At 69.4% G+C, this 19802-nt stretch carries 16 protein-coding genes; 14 read left to right on the forward strand and 2 right to left on the reverse strand.

All coding sequences use genetic code 11. The features are described 5' to 3' along the window. The first annotated feature begins 76 nt into the window (after window positions 1-76). From phnD to J3S20_RS27295, 14 genes are all read left to right on the forward strand, one after another. Complete coding sequence (gene phnD / locus J3S20_RS27230; RefSeq protein ID WP_216840081.1) at window positions 77-991, forward strand: phosphonate ABC transporter substrate-binding protein; 915 nt, start codon at window positions 77-79, stop codon at window positions 989-991. Beyond that, window positions 988-1851 carry a phosphonate ABC transporter, permease protein PhnE gene (phnE, locus tag J3S20_RS27235; protein WP_216840082.1) on the forward strand — a complete coding sequence of 288 codons (864 nt, stop codon included), beginning with the start codon at window positions 988-990 and terminating at the stop codon, window positions 1849-1851. The genes phnD and phnE (J3S20_RS27235) overlap by 4 nt, the downstream gene beginning before the upstream one ends. Next, window positions 1848-2615, forward strand: a complete 768-nt coding sequence (gene phnE / locus J3S20_RS27240; RefSeq protein ID WP_216840083.1) for a phosphonate ABC transporter, permease protein PhnE — start codon at window positions 1848-1850, stop codon at window positions 2613-2615. Before phnE (J3S20_RS27235) ends, phnE (J3S20_RS27240) begins: the two co-directional genes overlap by 4 nt. Then, on the forward strand, window positions 2612-3271 hold the full coding sequence (locus J3S20_RS27245) for an LbetaH domain-containing protein (protein WP_216840084.1): 660 nt from the start codon (window positions 2612-2614) through the stop codon (window positions 3269-3271). The genes phnE (J3S20_RS27240) and J3S20_RS27245 overlap by 4 nt, the downstream gene beginning before the upstream one ends. Window positions 3272-3339: 68 nt before the next feature. Continuing rightward, window positions 3340-4905: a phosphoric/sulfuric ester hydrolase PehA gene (gene pehA / locus J3S20_RS27250; protein WP_216840085.1), complete on the forward strand. Its 1566-nt coding sequence runs from the start codon at window positions 3340-3342 to the stop codon at window positions 4903-4905. An 11-nt stretch (window positions 4906-4916) separates the two neighbouring features. Beyond that, window positions 4917-6539, forward strand: a complete 1623-nt coding sequence (locus J3S20_RS27255) for an ABC transporter substrate-binding protein (RefSeq protein ID WP_216840086.1) — start codon at window positions 4917-4919, stop codon at window positions 6537-6539. Window positions 6540-6542: 3 nt separating this feature from the next. Further along, window positions 6543-8111, forward strand: coding sequence for an ABC transporter substrate-binding protein (locus tag J3S20_RS27260; protein ID WP_216840087.1), 1569 nt, complete (start codon window positions 6543-6545; stop codon window positions 8109-8111). Between the two features lie 2 nt (window positions 8112-8113). Continuing rightward, on the forward strand, window positions 8114-9733 hold the full coding sequence (locus J3S20_RS27265) for an ABC transporter substrate-binding protein (protein ID WP_216840088.1): 1620 nt from the start codon (window positions 8114-8116) through the stop codon (window positions 9731-9733). Continuing rightward, window positions 9730-11343, forward strand: coding sequence for an ABC transporter substrate-binding protein (locus tag J3S20_RS27270; protein ID WP_343215314.1), 1614 nt, complete (start codon window positions 9730-9732; stop codon window positions 11341-11343). The genes J3S20_RS27265 and J3S20_RS27270 overlap by 4 nt, the downstream gene beginning before the upstream one ends. Next, complete coding sequence (locus J3S20_RS27275; protein WP_216840089.1) at window positions 11340-12323, forward strand: ABC transporter ATP-binding protein; 984 nt, start codon at window positions 11340-11342, stop codon at window positions 12321-12323. Before J3S20_RS27270 ends, J3S20_RS27275 begins: the two co-directional genes overlap by 4 nt. Next, window positions 12320-13324, forward strand: coding sequence for an ABC transporter ATP-binding protein (locus J3S20_RS27280; protein WP_216840090.1), 1005 nt, complete (start codon window positions 12320-12322; stop codon window positions 13322-13324). The genes J3S20_RS27275 and J3S20_RS27280 overlap by 4 nt, the downstream gene beginning before the upstream one ends. A gap of 1 nt (window position 13325) precedes the next feature. Then, window positions 13326-14261, forward strand: a complete 936-nt coding sequence (locus J3S20_RS27285; RefSeq protein WP_216840091.1) for an ABC transporter permease — start codon at window positions 13326-13328, stop codon at window positions 14259-14261. Window positions 14262-14264: 3 nt separating this feature from the next. Beyond that, window positions 14265-15143 carry an ABC transporter permease gene (locus J3S20_RS27290; protein ID WP_216840092.1) on the forward strand — a complete coding sequence of 293 codons (879 nt, stop codon included), beginning with the start codon at window positions 14265-14267 and terminating at the stop codon, window positions 15141-15143. 273 nt (window positions 15144-15416) lie between these two features. Further along, window positions 15417-16841, forward strand: coding sequence for an alkaline phosphatase family protein (locus tag J3S20_RS27295; RefSeq protein WP_216840093.1), 1425 nt, complete (start codon window positions 15417-15419; stop codon window positions 16839-16841). Here the strand turns inward: J3S20_RS27295 and J3S20_RS27300 are convergent. Then, window positions 16838-17869 carry an amino acid ABC transporter substrate-binding protein gene (locus tag J3S20_RS27300; protein WP_216840094.1) on the reverse strand — a complete coding sequence of 344 codons (1032 nt, stop codon included), beginning with the start codon at window positions 17867-17869 and terminating at the stop codon, window positions 16838-16840. The two genes, J3S20_RS27295 and J3S20_RS27300, sit on opposite strands and share 4 nt — an antisense overlap. Further along, a complete protein-coding gene (locus tag J3S20_RS27305; protein WP_216840095.1) occupies window positions 17866-19779 on the reverse strand; it encodes a TRAP transporter permease in 1914 nt (637 codons plus the stop codon). Before J3S20_RS27305 ends, J3S20_RS27300 begins: the two co-directional genes overlap by 4 nt. Between the last annotated feature and the right edge of the window lie 23 nt (window positions 19780-19802).

The following is a 19802-nucleotide window of genomic DNA, read 5'->3' on the forward strand; positions in this document are numbered from 1 at the left end:
ACACCGTCACCGGACCGTCAAGCGACTGCAATGCTGGCCGCGCTAGATCGCCGCACCCCTTTCCGGAGGTCGCGCGATGATCCGCCGCCGCACCCTTGCCGCCGCCCTGCTGGCCCCTGCCCTTGCCGCCCCCCGCCTGGCCCGCGCCCAGTCCGGCTGGCGCGCCAATTACCGCGAGCTGCGCCTCGGCATCTCCTCGGCCGAGAATGAGCGCGACGCGGTGGCCCGGCAGCAGCCCTTCCAGGACTATATCCAGCGCACGCTTGGCGTGCCGCTGCGCGTCTATCGCGCCACCGACTATGCCGGGGTGGTGGAAGCGCTGCGCAGCAGCAATGTGGAATTCGCCCGCTTCGGGCCCGCCACCTATGCCCTGGCCCGCCGCGTGATGGGCGAGCGCATCATCGCCTTCGCCCGCGACCGGGACAGTGAGGGCGGCACCGGCTATCACAGCGTCGCTTTCGTGAAGGCGGACAGCCCCTATCGGCGGATCGAGGATCTGCGCGGCAAGTCCTTCGCCTTCGCCGATCCCAATTCCACCTCCGGCTTCGCCTTCCCGGCCTATTTCCTGCGCAAGGAAGGCTTCGACCCCACCAGCTTCTTCGGCCGCACGGGCTTCTCCGGCAGCCATGAGCAGAGCGTCATCGCCGTGCTCAACGGCACCTACGATGCCGGCGCCACCTTCTGGTCCAATCCCACGCGCGGCAATATCCAGCGGATGGAGGAGAAGGGCATGATCCAGCCCGGCACCACCCGCATCGTCTGGACCAGCCCGCTGATCCCGAATTCCCCCTGGGTGATGCGCGGCGACCTGCCGGCGGATCTGCGGCGGGACTGGGCTGCGGCGGTCTTCGCCATGCCGGAACGCGACCCCGCCGCCTTCGCCGTCGCCGCATCCGGCGCCATCGGCCTGGTGGAGACGACGCATGCCGACTATCTCGACGTGATCGCAGTGGTCGAGGAGAACCTGCAGCGCCGCCGCCAGCGCTCGTGAGCGCATCCCTCGCCGCGGCCGAACAGGCCTGGCAGCGGCAGACAAGCCGGCGGCGGCTGGCGCGCGGTCTGTGGCTGGCGGTCTTCCTTCTGCTGGTCGCGGTGGCGGCGCAGCTGGGCGAGGTGAGCCTCGCGCGGCTGGCCGCCGGCATCCCCATGGCGCTGGACTATATCTGGCGCACCATCCCCGTGCTGCGGGCGGAGACGCTTTGGGCCGATCTCGCCGAGTGGATGTGGGGGCTCGACCTGTGGGTCGGCCTGCTGCTGGACACCGTGCTGATCGCCTATACCGGCACGGTGCTGGGCGCGGGCGCGGCGCTGCTGCTGTCCTTCCCTGCCGCCACCACCTTGGCGCCGGCCTGGTCCGTCTCCGTCACCCGGCGGCTGCTGGAGCTGGCGCGTACGGTGCCGGTGCTCGTCTTCGCGCTGATCTTCGTCTACGCCTTCGGCCTCGGCCCCTTCGCCGGCGTGTTGGCGATCGCGCTCCACACCATGGGCGCGCTCGGCAAGCAGTTCGCGGAGCTGCATGAGAATGCCGATCTGGGCCCGGTGGATGCGCTGCGCGCCACCGGCAGCGGCTGGGGCCAGGCCATGCGCTACGGCGTGCTGCCGCAATCCCTGCCCGGGCTGCTGTCCCTCGGCCTGCTGCGCTTCGAGATCAATGTGCGGGAGGCCTCGGTGCTCGGCATCGTCGGCGCCGGCGGGATCGGGGAGGAGCTGTACCTCTCCGTCCGTCAATTCTCCTACCCGGACATCTCCGCCATCCTGCTGCTGATCCTGCTGGCAGTGACGCTGATCGACCTGGGCTGCGAGCGCCTGCGGCATCGCGTGATCGGCGCCGAGGCGCTGCGCGCGGCATGAGGGCGCTGCGCGGCGCGCCGCTGATCTTCGGCGCCGGCTTCCTGCTGCTGGTGGTCGGCCTCTGGCGCGTCGATGCCTCGCCCGCCCGCGTGCTGGAGGGGGTGCAGAAACTGGGATGGCTGGTGGCGCTGATGTGGCCGCCCTCGCCCGGCGGTGCTTTGCGGGACCTGCTGGGCGCGCTGGCGGAGACGCTGGCCATGGCCTTCCTCGGCACGCTGCTGGCCGCCCTGGTGGCGCTGCCGCTGTCCTTCCTCGGCGCCGGCAATGTCGTGGCGAACACCTTGGCGCGCTTCACCATCCGCCGCAGCTATGACGGGCTGCGCGCAGTGGATAGCCTGGTCTGGGCGCTGATCTTCGTCTCCGCCGTCGGCATGGGCCCCTTTGCCGGCATCCTGGCGCTGGCCGTGCCGGATACCGGCATGCTGGCCAAGGTCTTTGCCGAGGCGCTGGAATCCGCCGAGCGTCGGCAGGTGGAGGGCGTGCGCGCCGCGGGCGGATCCCGCCTGCAGGCCATCCGCTTCGGGCTGCTGCCGCAGGCAGCACCCGTGATGCTGGCGCAGGTGCTCTATACCTTCGAATCCAACACGCGCTCCGCCACCATCCTCGGCGTGGTAGGCGCCGGCGGCATCGGCCTGGCCTTGTCCGACCGCATCCGAATCAACAACTGGGATCAGGCCGCCTTCATCGTACTGATGATCCTGGTGGCCGTTGGTGTCATCGACTGGTGCAGCCGCCGGCTGCGATTGAGGCTGATCCGCGCATGACCATCTACCAGGATCCCGCCACGGCGAAGAAGCAGCTGGGACTTGAGCCCTGCATCGACCCCACCGCCAGCGTGCGCGACACGCGCTTCGGCATCTACACGGAAGTCGGCGCCCGCACCTCGATCGCGGAGACGGAGTTCGGCGACTACTCCTACGTCGTGCACGACAGCCAGATCATCTACGCGACGATCGGCAAGTTCTGCTCCATCGCCAGCCACACGCGCGTCAATCCTGGCAATCATCCGCTGGAACGCGTGGCGCTGAGCCATGTCACCTATCGCGCCAGCGCCTATGGCCTGGGTGCCGACGAGGCCGGCTTCTTCGACTGGCGGCGCGGCTTCCGCGTGACGCTGGGACATGACGTCTGGCTCGGCCATGGCGTCATCGTGCTGCCGGGCGTCAGCATCGGCACCGGCGCGGCCATCGGCGCCGGCGCCGTGGTGACGAAGGACATCCCGCCCTATGCCATCGCGGTCGGGAATCCGGCACGCGTGCTGCGTTTCCGCTTCAGCGAAGCGGTGCGCGAAAGCCTGCAGCGCATCGCCTGGTGGGACTGGACACGGGAGCAATTGGCGAGCGGTCTGGATGACATGCGGAAGATGTCCGCAGAGTCCTTCTGCCAGAAATACGACCCGGCCTTCTGTCACAAAGACTAAGCACAGCCGTCACAAGACGGTCGCCACTCCCCGGCTAAGCCCCGCCGCATCGGATGGAGCGGCGCAGCATGGCCAGGCGGAAGAATGTACTTCTCATCGTGGTGGATCAGTGGCGGGCGGACTTCGTGCCCGCCCTCGGCGCGGACTTCCTGCGCACGCCGAACCTGGACCGGCTGTGCCGCGAGGGCGTGACCTTCCGCAACCATGTGACGAACACCGTGCCCTGCGGCCCGGCCCGCGCCAGCCTGCTGACAGGCCTGTACCTGATGAACCATCGCGCCGTGCAGAACACGGTGCCGCTGGATGCGCGCCACACCAATCTCGGCAAGCAGCTGCGCCTGATCGGCTACGACCCCGCGCTGATCGGCTATACGACGACCACGCCGGACCCGCGCAGCACCGGCCCGAAGGACCCGCGCTTCACCACGCTCGGCGACCTGATGGACGGTTTCCGCAGCGTCGGCGCCTTCGAGCCGAACATGGACGGCTATTTCGGCTGGCTGGCGCATCAGGGCTATGAGTTGCCCGCGAAGCGCGAGGATATCTGGCTGCCGGAAGGCGAGGATGCCGTGCCGGGTGCGACGAACCGCCCCTCCCGCATCCCGAAGGAACTGTCGGACACCACCTTCTTCACGGAAAAGGCGCTGACCTATCTGAAGGGCAAGGGCGACAAGCCCTGGTTCCTGCACCTCGGCTACTACCGTCCGCATCCCCCCTTCATCGCGCCGGCACCCTACAACACGATGTACGACCCGGCCGACATGCCGGCGCCGATCCGGGCCGCGCGTTGGGAGGAGGAGGCCGCACAGCATCCGCTGCTGCGCCACTATCTAGGCGCCATCGGCCAGGCGTCCTTCTTCCGCGGCGGCCAGGGCGCCGGCGCCGGGCTGGACGAGGCCAGCATTCGCCAGATGCGTGCCAGCTATTGCGGGCTGATGACCGAGATCGACGACGCGCTGGGCCGCGTCTTCGCCTATCTCGAACAGACCGGGCAGTGGGATGACACGACCATCATCTTCACCTCCGACCATGGCGAGCAGCTCGGCGACCATTGGCTGCTCGGCAAGCTCGGCTATTTCGACGAAAGTTTTCGGATTCCGCTGGTCATCAAGGGCGCGGGTGCGCGCCCGGGTGTCATCGATGACACGCTGACCGAAAGCGTGGACGTGATGCCGACCATCCTCGACATCCTCGGCGGCGAGGTGCCGCGCGCCTGCGACGGCCGTTCTCTGCTGCCGGTGCTGGCCGGCGAGACGCCCGCGGATTGGCGCAAGCTGCTGCACTACGAATACGACTACCGCGACATCCACTACTCGCAGCCCGAGACGGCGCTGGGGCTGACGATGGACACGTCGAGCCTCTGCGTCGTGCAGGACGCCGACTACAAATATGTGCACTTCGCCGCCCTGCCGCCGCTGTTCTTCGACCTGAAGCGCGACCCGAACCAGTTCGAGAACCGCGCCGAGGACCCCGACTACGCGGCGCGCGTGAAGGACTATGCGCAGCGCGCGCTGTCGCTGCGCCTCAGCCACGCCGAACGCACCCTCACCCATTTCCGTGCCACGCCGCAGGGGCTGGAGGAGCGCCGCACGGCGCCCGCCGCGCAGCCCCCGCGCGCCGCCGCCGCCGAATAAGGAGCCCCGCCATGCAGATCTCCCGCCGCCTGGTCCTGGCCGCGCCCGCTTTGGCGCTGCCACGCTTCGCCATCGCGCAGGCCGACAACCGGCCTTCCATCACCATCGCCGTGCAGAAGGTGGTGAACAGCAACACGCTCGAAGTGCTGCGCGAGCAGTCGAATGTGGGCGAGCGCGTCTTCTTCTCCTCGCTCTGGGAAGGGCTGATCAGCCGCGACTGGCTGGGCGAGCTCGGCGCCGTGCCGGGGCTGGCCACCGAATGGCGCCGCATCTCCGACCAGGTGGTGGAGCTGAAGCTGCGCCCCGGCGTGCGCTTCCACAATGGCGACGAGATGACGGCGGAAGACGTCGTCTTCTCCTTCTCCCGCGACCGCATGTTCGGCACCACGCTGGCCACCGCCCAGGGCCGCACCATCCCGATCGGCGAAGGCATGCCCGCGCCGCGCCCCGGCAAGGAACTGCCGCCGGAGGTGCCCGCCGTGGCGCGCCGGTCCTGGCCCGCGCTGGAGCGTGTGGAGGCCGTGGACAAGTACACGGTGCGCTTCCACAACGCGACGCCGGACGTGACGCTCGAAGGCCGCCTCTCGCGCTATGGCAGCGAGATCATGAGCCGCCGCGGCTTCGAGGAATCCTCGAGCTGGCTGGAATGGGCGCGCAAGCCGATCACCACTGGACCTTATATGGTGGCGGAATACCGCCCCGACGTGTCGCTGACCCTCGTCGCGCATGATGCCTACTGGGGCGGCCGCCCGCCGCTGAAGCAGATCCGCTTCGTCGAGGTGCCGGAGGTTTCCTCCCGCATCAATGGCCTGCTCTCCGGCCAGTTCCAATTCGCCTGCGACCTGCCGCCGGACCAGATCCCGGGCGTCGAATCCAACGCGGCCTTCGAGGTGCAGGGCGGCACCATCCTGAACCATCGGCTGATCTGCTTCGACAAGACCTATCCCGCGCTGCGCGATGCCCGCGTGCGCCGTGCCATCACGCATGCGATGGACCGCCAGGCGATCGTGGACAGCCTCTGGGCCGGTCGCACGCAGGTGCCGAAGGGCCTGCAATGGCCGTACTACGACCAGATGTTCCATTCGGATTGGTCGGTGCCCGCCTATGACCCGGCACTGGCCCGCCGCCTGCTGCGGGAGGCGAACTACCGCGGCGAGCCGATCCCCTATCGCCTGCTGAACAATTACTACACCAACCAGAACGCGACCGCGCAGGTGTTGGTCGAGATGTGGCGCCAGGTCGGCCTGAACGTGCAGATCGAAATGAAGGAAAACTGGTCGCAGATCCTGGAGCGCAGCCCGACGCGCGCCGTGCGCGACTGGTCCAACAGCGCGCCCTTCAACGATCCCGTCTCCTCCATCGTCAACCAGCACGGCCCGAACGGCCAGCAGCAGCAGGTCGGCGAATGGACGAATGAGGAGATGAACCGCCTGTCCGTCGAGCTGGAAACCAGCACGGATCGCGCCCGCCGCCGCGCCGTCTTCCGCCGCATGCTGGAGATCTGCGAGCGCGAGGACCCCGCCTATACCGTGATCCACCAGAACGCGACCTTCACGGCGAAGCGCAAGGATATCCGCTGGAAGAGCAGCCCCGCCTTCGCGATGGACTTCCGCAGCGGCAATTGGGGGGCCTGAGCCATGCTCCGCCGCCGTTCGCTGCTGGCCGCGCCGCTCGGCGCGGCGCTCGCCGCGCCCGCTTTCGCGCAGGCCGATACGCGGCCCGTCATCACCATCGCGGTGCAGGACATCAGCACCTCGAACATGCTGGAGATGCTGGCCGAGCAGTCGAATGTCGGCACCCGCATCTTCCGCAACTATGTCGAGCCGCTGGTCGATACCGACTGGATCGGCGACATGTCGATGAAGCCGGGCCTCGCCACCTCCTGGCGCCGCATCGATGACCGCAGCGTGGAATTCACGCTGCGCGAGGGCGTGCGCTTCCACAATGGCGATCCGCTGACGGCGGAGGAGGTCGCCTTTTCCTTCGGGCCGGAGCGCATGTGGGGCGGCGGCCCGGAAGGGGCAAAGGCCCCGCCCGCCGGCGCCGCGCAGACGGCGCGCCGCATCTTCCCCGGCTTCGAACGGATGGAGGTGGTGGATGCGCGCACCGTCCGCCTCATCAACCGCACGCCGGACCTGACGCTGGAAGGCCAGATGGCGCGCACCGCCGCCGTCATCGCCAATCGCCGCGCCTTCGAAGCGGCGCCGAGCTGGCAGGACTGGGCGCGCAGGCCCATCGGCACCGGCCCCTACTTCGTCGCGGAGTACCGGCCCGACCAGATCCTGGTGCTGGAGGCTTTCGACCAGCACTGGCAGGGCCGCCCGCCGATCCGTCGGCTGCGCTTCGTTCAGGTGCCGGAAGTGGCGTCGCGCATCAATGCACTGCTCTCCGGCGAGGCGGACTTCGCCTGCGACATCCCGCCCGACCAGATCCTGCAGATCGAGCGCAACGCGCGCTTCGAGGTCGCCGGCGGGCCGATCAACAACACCCGCATCATCTGCTTCGACCAGCAGCACCCGGTGCTGGCCAATCCGCTGGTGCGCCGCGCACTGAGCCACAGCATCGACCGGCAGGCGATCGTCGATGCGCTCTGGGCCGGGCGCGTTTCCATCCCGCGTGGCCTGCAATGGGACTTCTACGACGACATGCTGGTGGCCGATTGGCAGGTACCGCGCTTCGACCTGGCCGAGGCACGTCGCCTGCTGCGCCAGGCGAATTACCGCGGCGAGCCGATCCCCTATCGCTGCCTGAACAACTACTACACCAACCAGACCGCGACCGCGCAGATCCTGATCGAGGGCTGGCGCGCCGCCGGCGTGAATGTCCAGCTGCAGATGATGGAGAATTGGGGCCAGATCACCGGCCGCGCGACGCAGCCGGGAATCCGTGACTGGTCGCAATCCTCCTCCCTGCCCGATCCCGTCGCGCAGATGGTGCCGAATTACGGCCGCGGCGGCGCGCCCTGGGTGCGCGGCGAATGGCGGAATGAGCGCTTCGGCACGCTGGCCGAGGAGCTGCAATCCAGCACCGATCGTCCGCGCCGCAAGCAGGTGTGGGCCGAGATGCTGCAGATCATCGAGCGTGACGACCCCGCCTACACCGTCCTGCACCGCAACGGAAACTTCACCGCCAAGCGCCGCGACATCGCCTGGCGCGCCGCGCAGTCCTTCACCATGGACTTCCGCGCGAGCAATTGGGGAGCCTGAGAATGACCACCCTCACCCGCCGCGGCGCCTTCGGGCTGGCCGGCGCATCCCTCATCCTGCCGCGCTTCGCCATCGCCCAGGCGGACCAGCGCCCGACCGTCACCATCGCGGTGCAGAAGCTGGCGAATACCAATACGCTGGAGCCGCTGCGCGAGCAGTCCAATGTCGGCACCCGCACCTGGCACAGCTACGCCGAGACGCTGATCGAGCAGAGCTGGACCGGCGACCTCGGCCTGAAGCCGGCCCTCGCCGAATCCTGGCGCCGCATCGACGACCGCACGGTGGAGCTCTCGCTGCGCCGCGGCGTGCGCTTCCATGACGGGCGGGAGATGGAGGCGGAAGACGTCGCCTTCTCCTTCAGCGCGGAGCGCATGGGCTGGGGCCTGACGGTGGAGCAGGCGCGCAACCTGTTCGCCGTGATCCCCGGCCAGAACCCCGGACGCACGCCGCCGCCCGAGGTGCTCGCCGTGGCACGCCGCACCTATCCGGCCTTCGAGCGCATCGAGATTGTCGACCGCCACACCGTGCGCTTCGTCAACAAGGTGCCGGACGTCACGCTGGAAGGCCGCATCAGCCGCAATGTCGGCGCCATTTTCTCCCGCCACGCCTTCGAACAATCCGCCTCCTGGCTCGACTGGGCGCGGCGGCCCATCGGCACCGGCCCCTATCGCGTGGCGGAATTCCGGCCCGACCAGTCGCTGATCCTGGAAGCCTTCGACGATTATTGGGGCGGCCGACCGCCGATCGCGCGGCTGCGCTTCATGGAAGTGCCGGAAGTCGCCTCCCGCATCAACATGCTGCTCTCGGGCGAGGCCGATTTCGCCTGCGACATGCCGCCCGACCAGATCGAGACGGTGCAGCGCAATCCGCGCCAACAGGTGGTGGGCGGGCCGATCATGAACCATCGCCTGACGGTCTTCGACAAGAACCACCCGGTTCTGGCCAATCCGCTGGTGCGCCGCGCCTTCACCCATGCGATCGACCGCGATGCCATCACCGCCGCGCTTTGGGATGGCCGCGCGCCGGTTCCGAAGGGGCTGCAATTCGAATTCTACGGCGAGATGTTCCACGCCGATTGGGAAGCGCCGAAGTTCGACCTGGCCGAGGCGCGCCGCCTGCTGCGCCAGGCGAATTACCGCGGCGAGGCGATCCCCTATCGCCTGCTGAACAACTACTACACGAACCAGACCGCGACGGCGCAGATCCTGGTGGAAGGCTGGCGCCAGGCCGGGCTGAACGTGCAGATCGAGATGCGGGAGAATTTCCCGCAGGTCCTGTCGCGCGAGGGCCAGCGTGGCGTGCGCGACTGGTCGAACAGCGCCAGCTTCAACGACCCCACCGCCTCCATCACTGCGCAGCACGGGCCGCAGGGCCAGCAGTGGCAGATCGGCGAATGGCGCAACGAGGAATTCGGCCGCCTGTCCGGTGAGCTGGAGACCAGCACGGACCGCCCCCGCCGCCGCGCCGCCTTCCGTCGCATGCTGGAAATCGCGGAACGCGAAGACCCCGCCTACACCGTGCTGCACCAGTCGGTGAACCTGACGGCCAAGCGGCGCGACATCGCCTGGAACGCGGCACAATCCTTCACCATGGACTTCCGCAGCCGGAACTGGGGCGCATGAGCATGACCGGAATTACTCGTCGCGCCCTTCTCGGGGCCCCGACCCTGCTGGCGATGCCGGCCATCGCCCAAGGCGACGATCGGCCCACGCTGACCATCGCCGTGCAGAAGCTGTCGAACTCGAACACCTTTGAGCCGCCGCGCGAACAATCCAATGTCGGCTTCCGCATCCACGGCCTCTATGCGGAACAGCTGGTCGGCACCAACTGGCTCGGCAACGCGGAACTGGTTCCGGGGCTCGCCACGGCATGGCGCCGCCCGGATGCCGCCACGCTGGAGCTTACGCTGCGGCAGGGCGTGCGCTTCCATGACGGGCGGGAGATGACGGCGGAAGATGTCGCCTTCTCCTTCGGCGAGCGCCTGTTCGGAACACAGGGCGCGACGGGCGCGGGGCGATCCGGCGTGCTGGCAGGCACTGCGACGAAGGAGCCGCCGGCCGAGGTCGTGGCCGTCAGCCGCCGCACCTATCCGGGCCTGGAGCGGATCGAGATCACGGGGCGCAACACGCTGCGCTTCATCAACCGCACGCCGGATGTGACGCTGGAAGGCCGCCTGGCGCAGAGCGTCGGCGCCATCCTCTCCAGCCAGGCTTTCGCCGCGGCGCCGAGCTGGCTGGAATGGGGCCGCGCACCCGTCGGCACGGGCCCCTATCGCATCGCGGATTTCCGCCCCGACACCTTCCTCGTCATGGAAGCGCATGACAGCTACTGGGGCGGTCGGCCGCCGGCGCGGCGCCTGCGCTTCGTCGAGGTGCCGGAAGTCTCCGGTCGTGTGAACGGCCTGTTCTCCGGCGAGTACGACTTTGCCTGCGACATTCCACCCGACCAGATCAGCGTCGTGGAACGCAACAGCCGGTTCGAGGTCCTCGGCAGCCCCATCAACAACATCCGCAAGCTGGCCTTCGACAAGACCAACCCCGTGCTGGCCGATGCGCGCATCCGCCGTGCCATGACCCATGCCATCGACCGGCGCGTGCTGGTGGAGACGCTCTGGGCCGGGCGCACCGCGATTCCGCGCGGCATGCAGCTGGAAAGCTACGGCGCCATGTATCTGCAGGACTGGGAGAATCCGCGCTTCGACCCGACGGAGGCGCGCCGGCTGCTGCGGGAGGCGAACTACCAGGGCCAGCCGATCACCTATCGCCTGCTGAACAACTACTACACCAACCAGGTCGCCAGCGGGCAGATCGCCGTCGAGATGTGGCGCGCCGTGGGGCTGAACGTGCAGATCGAGATGCTGGAGAACTTCTCCCAGGTCACTGCCCGCACGCCGGGGCGCGGCATTCGCGACTGGTCCAACACCTCCATCTTCGGCGATCCCGTCGCCGGCATCCTGCGCAGCTTCGGCCCGCGCACCGAGGCCGAGCGCAATGGCGAATGGGCGAATGAGGAGTTCAACCGCGTCACCACCGCGCTGGAAGCCGAGACCGACCTCGAACGTCGGCGCGAGATGTTCCGCCGCCTGCTGACAATCGTGGAGCGTGAAGACCCGGGCTACATCGTGCTGCACCAGGCAGCCGCCTTCACGGCGAAGCGCAAGGACATCCAATGGCGCGCCGCGAATGGCTGGGCGATGGTCTTTGGACCCGGCAATCTGCGTGTCGGCGCATGAGCGCGCCGCTCGTCGCCATCAAGGGCCTGCGCGTCAGCTTCGATGGGCAGGCCGCGCTGCGCGGCATCGACCTGGATGTCGCGCCCGGTGAATCCGTCGGCCTTGTCGGTGAATCCGGCTGTGGCAAGTCCGTCACCTGGCTGGCCGCGCTGGGCCTGCTGCCCGGCCGCGCCAGCATTTCCGGCAGCGTGAAACTGGATGGGCAGGAGTTGTTGCCAGCGCGGCCGCAGGTGCTGGACCGCGTGCGCGGTGGCCGCATCGCCATGATCTTCCAGGACCCCGCCAGCAGCCTCAACCCGGTGCATCGCATCGGCAAGCAGATCACGGAGGCGCTGCGCCTGCATCGCGGCATGGATGGCCCGCAGGCGCGTGCCGAGGCCAAACGCCTGCTGGACCAGGTCGGCATCCCCGACGCCGCGCGTCGTCTGGATGCCTGGCCGCACGAGCTTTCGGGCGGGCAGAACCAGCGCGTGATGATCGCCATCGCGCTGGCCGGCCGCCCCGAATTGCTGGTGGCGGATGAGCCGACCACGGCGCTCGATGTCACCATCCAGGCGCAGATCCTGGCCTTGCTGCAGGACCTGCGGAAGGAGACCGGCATGGCGCTGGTGTTGATCTCGCACGATCTCGGCGTGGTCGCCGATAGCTGCGAGCGCGTCTGCGTCATGTATGCCGGGCGCATCGTCGAACAGGTGCCCACTGCGCGGCTGTTCGAGGCGCCGGCGCATCCCTATACGCGCGGCCTGCTCGGCGCGCTGCCGCCGCTGCATGGGCCGCGCCGCCCGCTTTCCGCCATCCCCGGCAGCGTGCCGGAACCCTGGGCCATGCCGCCCGGCTGCGCCTTCGCGCCGCGCTGCGCCATGCATGTCTCGGCCTGCGACGCGGCGGTGCCGGAGCCGGTGGGCCTGGCGCGCAACCATCGCGCCGCCTGCATCCGTGCCACCCTTCCCGCCCCGCATCCGGAGAACGCCTACGCATGAGGAAGGATGGGGAACTGCTGGTCGCGCAGGGCATCACGCGGCGCTACGCGATGCGGCGGGGCGTGCTGGGCAGGTCGGTCGAGGTGCGCGCCGTCGATGGCGTTTCGCTGACGCTGGAACGGGGCCGCACGCTGGGTCTCGTCGGCGAATCCGGCTGCGGCAAATCCACCACCGGGCGCCTGGTGCTGGGGCTGGAACGGCCGGATGACGGCAGCGTGGCCTTCGAGGGCCGCCCCATGCCGACGCCGAACACGCCAGAATGGCGCAAGCTGCGCGCGCGCATGCAGATGGTCTTCCAGGACCCGCTCGGCGCGCTGGATCGCCGCCTGCCGATCGGCGCGCAGGTGGCGGAGCCGCTGGAGATCCACAACGTGGGAACGCCGGCCGAACGCGCCACGCGCGTCGCCGAACTGCTGCGCGGCGTCGGGCTGCGCCCCGACCAGGCCGCGCGCTATCCGCACGAACTCTCGGGTGGCCAACGCCAGCGCGCCGTGCTGGCTCGCGCGCTGGCCACCGATCCTTCCCTGCTGGTCTGCGATGAGCCGATCAGCGCGCTGGATGTCTCGATCCAGGCGCAGGTGATGAACCTGCTGGTGGAGCTGCAATCCCGCCTCGGCCTCGGCATCCTGTTCATCAGCCACGACCTGCGGGCCGTGCGGCAGGTCAGCCACCGCGTCGCCGTGATGTATCTCGGCCGCATCGTTGAGGAGGGCGAGCCGGACGAGGTGCTGCACGACCCGGCGCATCCCTACGCGCAGGCCCTCGTCTCCGCGATCCCGCATCCCGGCAAGATCGGCCGCGGCATCGTGCTGCAGGGCGATCCGCCGAACCCCGCAGACCGCCCCTCCGGCTGCGCCTTCCATCCGCGCTGCGCCGTCGCCTCCGCGCTGTGTGCGCGCGAAACGCCCGTGCTGAAGCCACGCCCCGGCGACGGCCGCCGCGTCGCCTGCCATGTGGCCCAGGGCGAGATCGCGCCCGGCACTCTGCAGAAGGCCGCCTGACATGATGCGATTCCTCGCCAGCCGCCTGCTGCGTGCCGCCATCACCATCATCATGGTGGTGACCTTCGCCTTCGTCGTGCTGCGCCTGTCCGGCGACCCCGCGCAGATCATCATGGGCGCCGATGCGCCGCCCGAGGCCGTCGACGCCTTCCGCACCGCATGGGGCCTCGATCAGCCGGTCTGGCTGCAATACTTCCACTACTTCGGCGCCATCTTCCAGGGCGACCTCGGGCGGTCCATGCGCGACGGGCGCGACGCCATCGTGCTGGTGACGGAGCGCATTCCCGCCACGCTGGCGCTGACCATCCCGGCGCTGATCATCAAGCTCGGCCTCGGCATTCCCGCTGGCATCACCGCAGCTCTGCACCGCAATTCCTTCATCGACCGCGCCGTGATGCTGCTGGCCGTCGCGGGCTTCACTGTGCCCTCCTTCGTGCTGGGCCTGCTGCTGGTGCTGGTCTTTGCCGTGCAGCTCGGATGGCTGCCTTCCGGCGGTCAGGAAAGCTGGCGCCACGCCATCCTGCCCATCATTACCATGGGCGTCGGCGGCGCCGCCGTCCTCGCCCGCTTCACCCGCTCCGCCATGCTCGAAGTGCTGGGCCAGCCCTATATCCGCACCGCCTCCGCCAAGGGCGTGCCGTGGCACGCCGTGGTCTGGGGGCACGCGCTGCCGAACGCCGCCATCCCCACCGTCACCATCGTGGGCTTCATGGTCGGCAGCCTGATCGCCGGCGCCGTCGTCGTCGAAAGCGTCTTCTCCTGGCCCGGCGTCGGCCGCCTGCTCGTCGTCGCGGTCGCCAATCGGGACCTCGCCGTCGTGCAATGCATCCTGCTGCTGGTCGCGGCCACCATGGTCACCGCCAACCTGGTGGTGGATCTGCTCTACGGCCTGCTGGACCCGCGGCTTCGCAACCAACCCAAGCGCGCGGCGGCCTGAACCATGTCCGACATCACCGCCCCCCTCACTTTGTCCACCACCGCGCCCCGCAAGGCGCGGCCTCTGCCGCCGCCGATGGTGATCTTCGGCCTGCTCTGGCTGAGCCTGATGCTGGCCACCGCGCTGCTGGCCGATGTCATCAGCCCCTACGCCTACACAGCCCTCGACCTGCGCAACCGCCTCTCGCCCCCCATCGGCATGGGCGGCACCTGGCTGCATCCGCTGGGCACCGACGAGCTCGGCCGCGACGTGCTGGCGCGGCTGATCTACTCGATCCGCATGAGCCTGCTCATCGCCTTCGGCGCCACCCTCATCGGCGCCGTCATCGGCACCACGCTGGGCTTCCTCGCCGCCCACTTCCGCGGCTTCGTCGAACAGGTCGTCCTGGCCCTCGTCGACTTCTCCGCCAGCCTGCCCTTCCTGATCCTGGCGCTGTCGGTCCTCGCCTTCTTCGGCAACTCCATGGTGCTGTTCATCTGCCTGCTCGGCTTCCACGCCTGGGAACGCTACGCCCGCATCGCCCGGGGCCTCGCCATCTCCGCCAGCGGGCAGGGCTACGCCGCCGCCGTGCGCCAGCTCGGCGCCTCCCCCTGGCGGATCTACGGCCGCCACGTGCTGCCGAACATCGCCTCCACCCTCATCGTCTCGATGACCCTGGCCTTCCCGGAAATCATCCTGCTGGAATCCGGCCTCTCCTTCCTCGGCCTCGGCGTGCAACCACCCGCCACCTCGCTCGGCTCCATGGTCGGCTACGGCCGCGAATACCTGACCCGCGCCCCCTGGATCCTCCTCGCCCCAGCCTTCACCATCATCCTCACCACCCTCTCCGTCTCCCTCCTCGGCGACTGGCTCCGCGACCGGCTGGACCCGACCCTGCGGTGAGGTTGGGTTGCGCGGGTGATTGCAGGGGGCGCTGCCCCCTGCACCCCCGCCAAAGGGACAGTGGTCCCTTTGGAATCCCGTTAAGGGGCAGGATGGAGGAGGGGCAAGACGGGACCGCCTGATCCGCGGTTGCTTCAGCCCCTCCTCCATCCTGCCCCTCATCCCCGGGTTCGAAGGGGCCAATGCCCCTTCGCGGGAGGGTGCAGGGAGGGCAGAGCCCTCCCTGCGAACCACCCGTGCAAAACCTCCCTCAACCTCAGGAGTCAGAAGTCCATGCCCCGTTACGTGCTGGTCGCCTTGGATGGGTTGCGGCCGGACATGGTGTCGGTCGAGGCGACGCCGAATCTGGCGGCCCTGGTGGCTGCGGGGACGCGGCTTGCGAATGCGCGGAGTGTGTTCCCGAGTGAGACGCGCGTGGCGACGCCGTCCTTGATCACGGGCTGCCGGCCGGGTGGGCATGGCATGGTGGCGAATACGCTGTTCGATGCGGCGGTGGCGTCGGATCGCTTGTTGCGCACGAAGCTTGTGGCGGATGTGCTGGCCATGGCGCAGGGGCGGGAGAGTCCTCTGGAGCGTCCGAGCCTGGGCGAGCGCCTGGCCGAGGCCGGGCGCAGTTTTGCGCTGGTGAGCGCCGGCACGGCGGGCGCGGCACGGCTGCTGCATCCGGCGGCGGAGCGGCTGGGCGGCTTTCGCTGGAATGTCGAGGATAGCGAGGGCGCGACGGCGGCGGAGGTGCGCGCGGCCCTGGGCGAGACGCCGCCGCATGCCGTGCCCAATCTCGGCCGGGTGGCGCATGCCGGGCGGGTGCTGCTGGAGCATGTGCTGCCGAAGCTGCGGCCGGATGTCGCGCTGCTGTGGTTGTCGGAGCCGGATATCGCCTTCCATTGGGGCGGGCTGCTCTCGGCCGAGGCGCGGGAAGGGTTGCGGGCGGCGGATGCGGTGCTGGGCCGGATCGTGGCCTGGCGGGATGCGCAGCCGGATGCGGCGGAGATCGGCCTGATCGTGCTGTCCGACCATGGGCATGTGACGGGGCGCGGCAAGATTTCGCTGGCGGCGGAGTTGCGGCGCGCGGGTTTTCGCGCCGGCACCGGCATGGCGGCGGATGTGGATGTGGTGGTGGCGCCCGCCGCCGCGCCCGGGCTGTGGTTCCGCGACCCGGCGCTGGCGCCGCAGGTGGCGGAGTTCCTGGCAACCCAGGCCTGGGCCGGGCCGCTGCTGGCGCGCGATCCGGCCATCCTGCCCGCCGGCCAGGCGATGGCGCTGTCGGTGCTCGCCAGCGGGCATCGCCGCAGCGCCGATCTGGTGGCGACCTTCGCCGGCAGTGCGGAGGCGGATGAATGGGGCCTGGCCGGCCATGCGCCCTTCGATGCGCCGGATGTGCCGGAGGGTGGCGGCATGCATGGCGGGCTGCATCGGGCGGAGCTGGCGACGGTGCTGGTGATGCAGGGCGGCCCCTTCCGCCGCGGCGCCGTGGCGCAGGCGCCGGCGGACCTGACCGATATCGCGCCCACCGTGCTCCACCTGCTGGGCCTGGGCACGGAGGGCTGCGAGGGCCGCCCGCTGGCCGCCGCCTGGGACGCGGCACGCGACACCGCGCCGATCCATGAACTGGTGGAGATGCCGCGCGGCTTCGTGCTGGAGGCGTTGCGGGCGGAGCCGGGCGGCCGGCTCTACCCGACGGGAATGGTGCGCGCCTAACGAATGGGCGGCGCGTACATCAGCCCGCCGCGCGTCCACAGGTCGTTCACGCCGCGGGCCAGGCCCACCGGGGTGTTGCGGCCCAGGTGGCGCTCGAAGATCTCGCCGTAATTTCCCACCGCCTTGAGGGCGTTATAGGCCCAGCGGCGATCCAGGCCCATGAAGGGGCCGTGGTCGCCGGAGACGCCGAGCAGGCGGCGGATTTCCGGCCGCGGGCTGGAAAGCATCTCCTCGACATTGGCCTGGGTCACGCCCAGCTCCTCCGCCTCGATCAGCGCGAAGATGGTCCAGCGCACGATGTCGAACCACTGGTCGTCGCCATGCCGCACCGCCACCGCCAGCGGCTCCTTCGAGATGATGTCCGGCAGCACCACATGCTCGGACGGATTCTGCAGGGCAGATCGGATGCCGGCGAGCTGGGAGGCATCGGTGGTGAAGACATCGCAGCGGCCGGACTGGTAGGCGATGCGCGTCTCGTCATTCTGCTCGAAGACCACCGGTCGGATATTCAGGCGGTTGCTGCGTGCCCAGTCGGCCAGGTTCAGCTCGTTGGTGGTGCCGGAGGTGACGCAGAAGGTGGCGCCATCCAGCTGCGTCGCGCGGGTCACGCCCAGGCTGGTGCGCAGCAGGAAGCCCTGGCCGTCGTAGAAGTTCACCGCGGTGAAGTTCAGCCCGTTCGCCGTGTCGCGCGACTGGGTCCAGGTGGTGGTGCGCGGCAGCACGTCGATCTGGCCGGATTGCAGCGCCGGCAGCCTGGCGGCGGAGGTGACAACGACAAAGCGCGCGCGGGCCGCATCGCCGAAGACGGCGGCGGCGATGGCGCGGCAGGTATCGCCGTCGAGCCCGCTGTAGACGCCGCGGCTGTCCATCACGCCGAAGCCGGGCGCGCCGGGATGCGCGCCACAATCCAGCGCCCCCTTGGCGCGCACCGCGGTCAGCGTCGGCCCGGGTGACGCCATGGTCTGCGCCAGCGCGGGCAGCGCGAGCGACAGCAGCAGCCCCGCCGTGGCCAGTGTCCTGGTGATCATGCCTTCTCTCCCTGTATGCGGCGTGCGGTTCGTGCCGCCGCCATTTGCCAGGCCGCCACCACCCCCAGTGACAGGAAGGCCAGGGCGAAGCGCCCGCCATCCGGAATCACATGCAGGAAGGCCACCGCCAGGCCCATCGCACCCAGCGCCAGGCGCAGCAGAACGCCCATCGGCGCCAGCAGGAAGCCCGCATAGGCCGAGGTGAACAGCACCAGCGCGCCGGCCATGATGCCGATGGAGCCGATGATCTGCACCAGCCCGCCGCGCATCATGATGCCCGGATCGTAGATGAAGGCGAAGCCAACCGCGAAGCCCGCGATCGCGAAGCGGGAGGAATGCAGCGCCGTCATCAGCGGGCTGGCGCGCGCGATGGCGGCCGCGGCGAAGGCGGCGGCGGCCACCGGCGGCGTGGTATCCGCCAGCACCGCGAAATAGAAGACGAACATGTGCGCCTGCAGCATGTCCACATTCAGGTAGCTACCGAGTTCCAGCACCTGCGGCACGCCGATCGCGGCGGCGATGATGTAGCTCGGCGTGGTCGGGATCCCCATGCCGAGCACCAGCACGGTCAGCGCCAGCAGCAGCAGCAGCATGGCCAGGTCGCCGCCGGCCAGTTCCTTGATGATGCCGCCGAAGGCCACCACCATGCCGGTGGCGGTCAGGGCGGAGACGACAATGCCAGCCCCGGCGATGGTCACCGCCAGCGGCGCCATGGTCAGCCCGGCGCTGGCCAGGCTGTCCAGCACCTGCATCGGCGTCATGCGCGTGCGCCGCCGCAGGAAGGCCACGGCCACCATGGACAGCGTGGCGCAGAAGGCGGCGAAGTTGCCGGACCAGCGTTCCGTCATCAGCCAGACCAGCACGCCGATCGGGATCACCAGATGGGCATCGGCCAGCACCTCCCGCCAGGCGGGGATCTCCTTGGCCGGCACCGGCTCCAGGCCCAGCTTCTTCGCCTCGAAATGCACCGCGGCGAGGATGGCGAAGTAGTACAGCACCGCGCCGGCGGCGGCGGCGACCAGGATATTGCCGTAGGGGATATTGGTGATCTCGGCCATGACGAAGGCGGCCGCCCCCATCACCGGCGGCATCAGCGCCCCGCCGACGCTGGCCGCACTCTCGATCCCGCCCGCCACCGCGGGCCGATAGCCCACGCGCATCATCAGCGGGATGGTCATCGACCCGGTGGTGATGACGTTGGAGACGGAGGACCCGCTCATCGTCCCGAACAGGCCGCTGGTCACCACCGCCACCTTGGCCGGCCCGCCCGAATAGCGCCCGGCGACGGCGGTGCCGAAGTTGGAGAACAGCCGCCCCGTGCCGCTGCCCTGCATGAAGCTGCCGAACAGGATGAAGACGGCGATGATGGTGGCGACGATACCCGTCAGCGGCCCATAGACGCCGCCGGCGGTGGGCACGAGCCAGGAGGCCTCGACGATTTCCTGCGGCGAGAAGGGCCGCGCATTCAGCATGCCCGGCACCAGCCAGCCGAACTGCATATAGGCGAGCGAGACGGCCACCATGATGGCCAGCCCCGGCTCCACCGCGCGGCGGATCGCCTCCAGCAGCGTCACGATGGCGATGATTCCCAGTGCCATCATGGTGGGCGTGAAGGGGTCGACATATTCCATGCGGTCGGCGACCGCCATCCAGTTCCACATCACCCAGGCATGCGGCAGGCCGGAAGCCACGGCCCAGACCCAGTCCAGTACCGAGGGCCGATGCTTCGGCGACCGCGTCTTCGACGCCGGGTACAGAAGGAACAGCAGCGGCGTGAAGACCAGCAGGTGGAAGCCACGCATCTGGATCGGCTCGGGAAATCCCGTGCCGCCGAAATAGAGGTGGACCGCGGCAGCCGCCGCGGCCCAGCCCCAACAGACCCACTTCAGTGGGCCGGCGAGTTGACGCATCCTGCCGCGCCGGCCCTGGCGTC

Source organism: Falsiroseomonas tokyonensis, assembly GCF_019024325.1.
Lineage (GTDB): Bacteria > Pseudomonadota > Alphaproteobacteria > Acetobacterales > Acetobacteraceae > Falsiroseomonas > Falsiroseomonas tokyonensis.